The organism is Actinospica durhamensis, assembly GCF_018139695.1.
GTDB lineage: Bacteria > Actinomycetota > Actinomycetes > Streptomycetales > Catenulisporaceae > Actinospica > Actinospica durhamensis.
This window is the reverse complement of the sequence record NZ_JAGSOG010000387.1, coordinates 1-6,299: the sequence shown is the minus strand read 5'-3', so window position 1 is coordinate 6,299 and position 6,299 is coordinate 1. Positions and strand designations below refer to the sequence as shown.

Here is a 6,299-nt window from a genome sequence, read left to right as displayed (position 1 = left end):
AGACGGGGGAGGGTCAGACGGCGATGCCGGCCGCGGCCAGGTCCGCGCGCAGCGTGGCCAGGCCGGCCGCGTCCAGCTCCACCAGCGGCAGCCGCACCGGGCCGCCGGGCCGACGCAGGGCGCGCAGCGCCGCCTTGATGGTGATTACCCCCTGGGTGCGGAACACACCCGTGTACACCGGAAGCAGCATCCGATGGATGTCGCGGGCCTTGGCCACGTCCCCGGCGAAGTAGGCCTCGTACATCGAGGTCAGCTCGCCGCCGACGAGGTGGGAGACGACGGAGACGGTGCCGACCGCGCCGATCGAGGCGAAGGGCAGGTTGAGCATGTCGTCGCCGCAGTAGTAGACGAGGCCGGTCTCGGCCATGACCCGGCTCGAGGCGCCCAGGTCGCCCTTGGCGTCCTTGACCGCGACGATCCTCGGGTGCTCGGCCAGCCGCAGCAGCGTCTCGGTCTCGATCGGGGTGGCGGTGCGGCCCGGGATGTCGTAGAGCATGACCGGCAGTCCGGTGGCGTCGGCCACGGTCTCGAAGTGGGCCTGCACCCCGGCCTGCGGCGGCCTGCTGTAGTACGGCGTGACCACGAGCAGCGCGTGCGCGCCGGCGCCCTCGGCGGCCAGGGCCTGCTCGACCGTGTGCCGGGTGTCGTTGGTGCCCACGCCCGCGATGACCCGGGCCCGGTCGCCCACGGCCTCGAGTACCGCGCGCACCAGCGCGCTCTTCTCGGCATCGGTGGTCGTCGGGGCCTCGCCGGTGGTGCCGTTGACGACCAGTCCGGTACTGCCCGCGTCCACCAGTTGCCGAGCCAGCTGCTGTGCGCCGTCGAGGTCGAGACCGCCGTCTGCGGTGAAGGGGGTGACCATCGCGGTGACGACGCGACCGAAGGGCACGGAGCTGGTGAAGGACGCCATGGGATAAAGCTACCGGACGGGCCGATGGCAGCACACCGTCGAAAGCCCGGCGGGAGCGGTGGCGGGAGTGTCGGGGCGAAGGACGGCCGCAGCTCGCGCGTGCGCACGCGCGAGCCGTGACGGGTCCGCCGGGTCCGGACGGGGTCCACGAGGGCTGGAGGGACACCCGCCGCGCCGAGTTCGGGGGGTCTCGACGCGGCGGGGTCCTGCCCATAACTACGACCGGGGCAGGCGGCGGTCACGGTTGCGACCGCCCAGTTCATCCGATGGGGTGGACGTCGCATGAACCGGTTGCGATCAACCGGGCGTACGTGGGCGAACGGCCGGCTACGGCTCGGCTACGGCGCGACCCGGCCGTTGCGGTTCCAGGCGGCGTGGGTGAGCGGCATGGTGCGGGCGAAGTGCTCCTCCATCCGCTCGGCCACCATCTCGATCTCGCGCTGCGGGAACGAGGGGAAGGTCGAGTCCTCGCGCTTGGTGCGCAGCGACAGGAAGTGCATCAGTGCCCTGGCGTTACAGGTCGCGTACATGGAGGAGTAGATGGACACCGGCAGCACGCCGCGGGCCACCTCGCGCGCCACGCCGGCCTCGAGCATCTCCAGGTACGCGTGGTACGCCTCGGTGCACACCCGGCGGGTGGCCGTCTCGACCAGCGCGTGCTGCTCGGCGCTGCCGTCGACGAACACGTAGCGGCCGGGCTTGCCCTCCTGGACCAGCTTGCGCTCCGGGCCGGGCAGGTAGAAGACCGGCTCGAGCCGGCGGTAGCGGCCGGACTCCTCGTTGTAGCTGAACGTGCGGTGGCGCATGAACTCGCGGAACACGAAGATCGGCGCCGAGACGTAGAAGGTGAACTGGTTGTGCTCGAACGGCGAGCCGTGCCGGTCGCGCATCAGATAGTTGATGAGGCCGGCGGAGCGCTCGGCGTCCGTGCCGACCTCGTCCAGGGACTTCTCGCCGGCGGTGGACACGCGCGCGGCGAAGAGCACGTCCGCGTCGGCGGCGCTGGACTTGACCAGCTCGACCGCGACGTCCGAGCGGAAGCGCACGTCCCGCTCCGGCGCGTCGGCCCCGTCCGCGCCCGGGTCGGCCGCCGCGGGTGCGGTGAAGGTGGCGGTCGGCTGCGTCGACATGCGGCGGCTCCTCGAAATGCTGTCAACCACGATGACGGTTGACACTGAACGGTCGAGGCTCAGATTAGCCGCCGGGCCCGACACCGCCGGAGACGACGAGGGCCCCGCGTCGCCGCGGGGCCCTCGGTGCTCGTCCGGCTCGTGCCGGAGTGTCAGCTCGTGACGGTGGTGCCGCTGCTGGTGAGCGTGCCGGAGGAGAGCGTGCCGGTGGACAGGCCGGCGCCGTTCATCAGCGTGAGCACGTTGTCGATCGTGGCCGGGACCACCGTGCTCGGGAAGTTGCCGAACTGCACGGTCACCGCGAGGTCGTTGGTCATCGACTGCGTCTCGAGCGCGTCCTCGACGGCCACCCGCGAGGAGCCGGCCGTCTGAGCCTGCGCCAGGGCGGCGTCGAAGGTGGCGATCGTGTTCGGGTTCTGCTCGGTGAACTTCGTCAGCGCGAAGTAGCCGCTGATGGGCATGTCGGCCGCGGTGCCCGAGGACAGGTTGGCCAGTTCCACGACCTTGCCCGTCTCGAGCGCCTGGGTCAGGTAGGGCTCCTGGAGCACTCCGGTGGAGTACGCGCCGGAGGAGACGGCGCTGATGATCTGCTTGGCCGTGTCGGCCGGGTCCGGGTCGCCGGTGACCGGGTGCACCGTGCCGATCTTGTACTGCAGCGGCGTCTGCTCGGACATGGCCCACGCGGCCAGGGCCACGTACTCGGGGCTGTCGTAGGTGGGCACGCCCACCGAGACGTGCGCGTTGGCGATCCCCGCCGCGACGGTCGTGGCCGGCTCGTTGGCCAGGCCGGAATTCGCACGGGCGATCAGGCCGATGGTGTCGTCGCCGGAGCTGTAGGCCTCGCCGACGACCTGCACCGAGCCGGCGATGGATCCGGACGCCTGGGTGTCGAGGACGGAGGTGTAGTCACCGAGGCCGATCTGGACCGAACCGTCCTTGAGCGCCTTCGACAGGTCCACGTCGGAGTTGTACTCCTGGTACGAGACGTTCAGGCCGTTCTGGTTGAAGTAGCCGGCCTTCATACCGATCAGGAACGTCGCGGCGCCCATGCCGTTGACGTAGCCGACCTTCAGATCAGGGGTCTCCACCGAGCCGGAGCTGCTGCTGCACGCGCTGACCGTGACGGCCGCGAGAGCCAACGACAGGCCGAGAGCGCCGAGGCTTCTGCGCCGGGCACGCGGGCGGGTCGGCCGCGCCGGGCTCCACGGGGCTCCGATGGGCTGGGGCATGTCAAACCTCTCGGGTCGGGCTCGTCGTCGCGTATGAGCGGCGTCATGCTAATCCACTTCCGGGTGACCATGAATACTGGCCCGGAAACAGCACGGATTGGTTTCGGAACGGTACGCGCTTCGTCGGGGATTGTGTCGAGCGTAATTAACTCGGGTATATAGCTACAGACCCTGGCTACGCTTTGTCGTGATGCGGCGACTTTCCGTCAGCGCTATAACGTCCCTGGTCCGCGAGATCGGTCAGGACCAGGTGCAGTCTTCCACCGGGTGTCGGTAATTCGCCAGGCGCGTCGGTGAAATCCTGGTAAAGTCGTCCGTTTTATCCCTGAATATGAACTCTGTTCCCACGTTGATTCCGAATTGTGGCATCCCCGTCTTGGCTGGGGCACCGAGACTGTGCTGGAATGCGTTTCCTGAACGGACCGTCGAGCGCTGCGCTCGAACGGTCGAGCGATGCCGCACCGCGGCGCGTGCGGGCAGCCGGGAAGGCCGCCCCGTGCCGTAGGACACGGCCAGAATCTGGTGAGGGCAAGTGCAGACACGACCCGTGACCCCGCGCCGCGAGTCCGCCACCGGCGGTACCCGCAGCGCCGGAGTCGACACGGCCGCGTCGGAGCGGCGGCGCGGTCGCCCCCAGGGACCGACACCGCCCGCGCCGAACGCCCGCGACGCCTCCCCCGCTCAGCCGGGACGCTTCTCCCTGCGCAGTTGGCGCGTGCGCAACAGGCTCTTCCTGCTCGTGTGTTTCCCGCTGATCATCGCCATCGGAGTAGCGGCAACCCGAGTCAATACGCTGTATCAGGATCGCTCGCACTACCAGCACGCCCGGTTCCAGGCCGGCACGGCAAGCCAGGTCGAGCTCCTCCTGCTGACGATTCAGCAGGAGCGCGAGGACGCGGCGATCTGTCTGGCCAACGCGAAGGACAACGGCGCCTGCACCGGGGCCGACGACAACTCCTTCTACGCGCAGTACGAGGACGCGGTCAACGCCACCAGCCAGGCCGCCCTGGCCCTGACGCCGATCGCCGAGTCGGTCGCCCAGGACACCTCGTACTCCGAGCAGCTGCGCACCGCAGCGGCCGAGGCCCTCGGCCGCGCCCAGGACCTCGCCTCGATCCGGGACGTGGTCACGAAGGACTCGGCCGTCTTCACGGTCACCTTCAACGCCTACACGAGCGTGATCGACGACGTCATCGCGGTCATCTCGGCCACCTCGGCCGGTACCTCGGACCAGTCGATCACCCAGGACAACCAGACGCTCCAGGCGCTCAACTCGATGATCGAGTCCGAGTCCATCGCCGAGGTCATCACCGACCAGGTCAACTACGTCCAGGGCGCGCTGAGCCCGGAGCTGGTGCAGAGCGACCAGGTCTCCCTGCTCCAGGACGCGCAGGCCTCGTACCAGTCCGCCTACCAGAACTTCCAGGCGACCGCGACCCCGTCGCTGGTGCAGTCCTTCAACTCCACCGTCTCCGGGCCGCTGGTCTCCGGCGCCTCGGCCGGTGTGAGCGCCGCGCTGAACGTGGTGGAGAACTCGACGTCGGGCACCACCGGGAACAACAACCAGGCCTGGGTGAACAACACCAGCAACCTGAGCGACACGCTGATCAACGAGGACCTGCCGGGCACCATCGGTGACCTGCGCTCGGTCCAGGCCCTGGCCATCACGCAGATGATGAACGACTCGCAGAACCTGCTGAACTCGGCCGACAGCGACCTGTACCTCAACATCGGCATCATCATCGCGGCGCTGCTGCTCTCCTTCCTCGGCACGCTGCTGGTGGCCCGGTCGCTGACCCGGCCGCTGGGTCTGCTGCGGGCCGCCGCACTGGAGATCGCCGCCACCCGACTGCCGGAGATGGTCCGCCGGCTGCGTGACGCCGACGCGGCCACCGCCGACGCGAACAGCCGGGTCGAACCGATCCCGATCTCCTCCTCCGACGAGATCGGCGAGGTGGCGCGTTCGTTCGACGAGGTCCACCAGCAGGCCGTGCGCCTGGCGTCCGAGCAGGCGATGCTCCGTGCGAACGTCAACTCGATGTTCGTCAACCTCTCCCGCCGTTCGCAGTCCCTCGTCCAGCGCCAGCTGCGCCTGATCGACGAACTCGAGAACAGCGAGCAGGACCCGGACCAGCTGGCGAGCCTGTTCAAGCTGGACCACCTCGCCACCCGTATGCGCCGCAACGGTGAGAACCTGCTGGTCCTCGCGGGTGAGGAGCCGGGCCGCAAGTGGAGCCAGGCGGTGCGCCTGCTCGACGTGCTGCGCGCCGGTGCGTCCGAGGTGGAGCAGTACGAGCGGGTCGCCCTGCACGACCTGCCCGACACCAACGTCGTCGGCCGCGTCGTCAACGACCTCGTGCACCTGGTGGCCGAGCTGCTGGAGAACGCGACCTCGTTCTCCGCGCCGGAGACCAAGGTCACCGTCACCGCCAACACGCTCAACACCGGCGGCGTCATGCTCGAGATCGAGGACTCCGGCATCGGCATGACGCCGGAGGAACTCGACGACGCGAACGAGCGGCTGGCCAACCCGCCGGTCATCGACGTCGCCATCTCCCGCCGCATGGGCCTGTACGTGGTCGGTCGGCTGGCCACCCGCCACGGCATCCAGGTACGCCTGCGCCGTTCGGCCGGCGGCGGCATCACCGCCCTCGTGCTCGTGCCCAGCTCTCTGCTCGCGGGTGTCGAGGGGGAGCAGGTTCCGGCGACGGAGCTGTCCGCCACCGGTGTCCGCAACCTCGGCGCGCTGCCCCGTCGCGGGGTGCTCCCCTCCGAGTCGCTGCCCACCTACGGTGACCCGCTGGCCAGTTCGCTCGGCGGCGCCCGCACCCTGGCCGACGCCCCGCCGTCCGGTCTCGGCAGCGCCGGGCCGAGCGAGTTCGACAGCGAGCCCAGCGGCTCAGAGCCGGGCCGGCGCGCCCTCGGCCAGACCGGCTCCATCCCCAGTGCCCGAGCAGGCGATGCTCCGTGCGAACGGCAACTCGATGTTCGTCAACCTCTCCCGCCGTTCGCAGTCCCTCGTCCAGCGCC

Annotated in this window: 4 protein-coding genes; 1 reads left to right on the top strand and 3 read right to left on the bottom strand. The window is 69.7% G+C overall.

Going from position 1 to position 6,299, the window contains the following annotated elements; all coding sequences use genetic code 11:
- Positions 1 to 13: 13 nt before the first annotated feature.
- The 3 genes from dapA to KDL01_RS38185 all read right to left on the bottom strand — a co-directional run bounded on the left by dapA (position 14) and on the right by KDL01_RS38185 (position 3,269).
- The gene (gene dapA / locus KDL01_RS38195; RefSeq protein ID WP_212533601.1) at positions 14 to 910 is read right to left on the bottom strand and encodes a 4-hydroxy-tetrahydrodipicolinate synthase; all 897 of its coding nucleotides are present in this window, start codon (positions 908 to 910) and stop codon (positions 14 to 16) included.
- Positions 911 to 1,248: 338 nt separating this feature from the next.
- Positions 1,249 to 2,040 (bottom strand): FAD-dependent thymidylate synthase, encoded by a 792-nt coding sequence (thyX, locus tag KDL01_RS38190; protein ID WP_246577567.1) that lies wholly within the window; start codon positions 2,038 to 2,040, stop codon positions 1,249 to 1,251.
- Between the two features lie 152 nt (positions 2,041 to 2,192).
- Positions 2,193 to 3,269: an ABC transporter substrate-binding protein gene (locus KDL01_RS38185; protein WP_212533600.1), complete on the bottom strand. Its 1,077-nt coding sequence runs from the start codon at positions 3,267 to 3,269 to the stop codon at positions 2,193 to 2,195.
- 532 nt (positions 3,270 to 3,801) lie between these two features.
- Here KDL01_RS38185 and KDL01_RS38180 point away from each other — a divergent pair.
- The coding region (locus tag KDL01_RS38180) for a sensor histidine kinase (RefSeq protein ID WP_212533599.1) at positions 3,802 to 6,299 on the top strand (2,498 nt) is incomplete at its 3' end.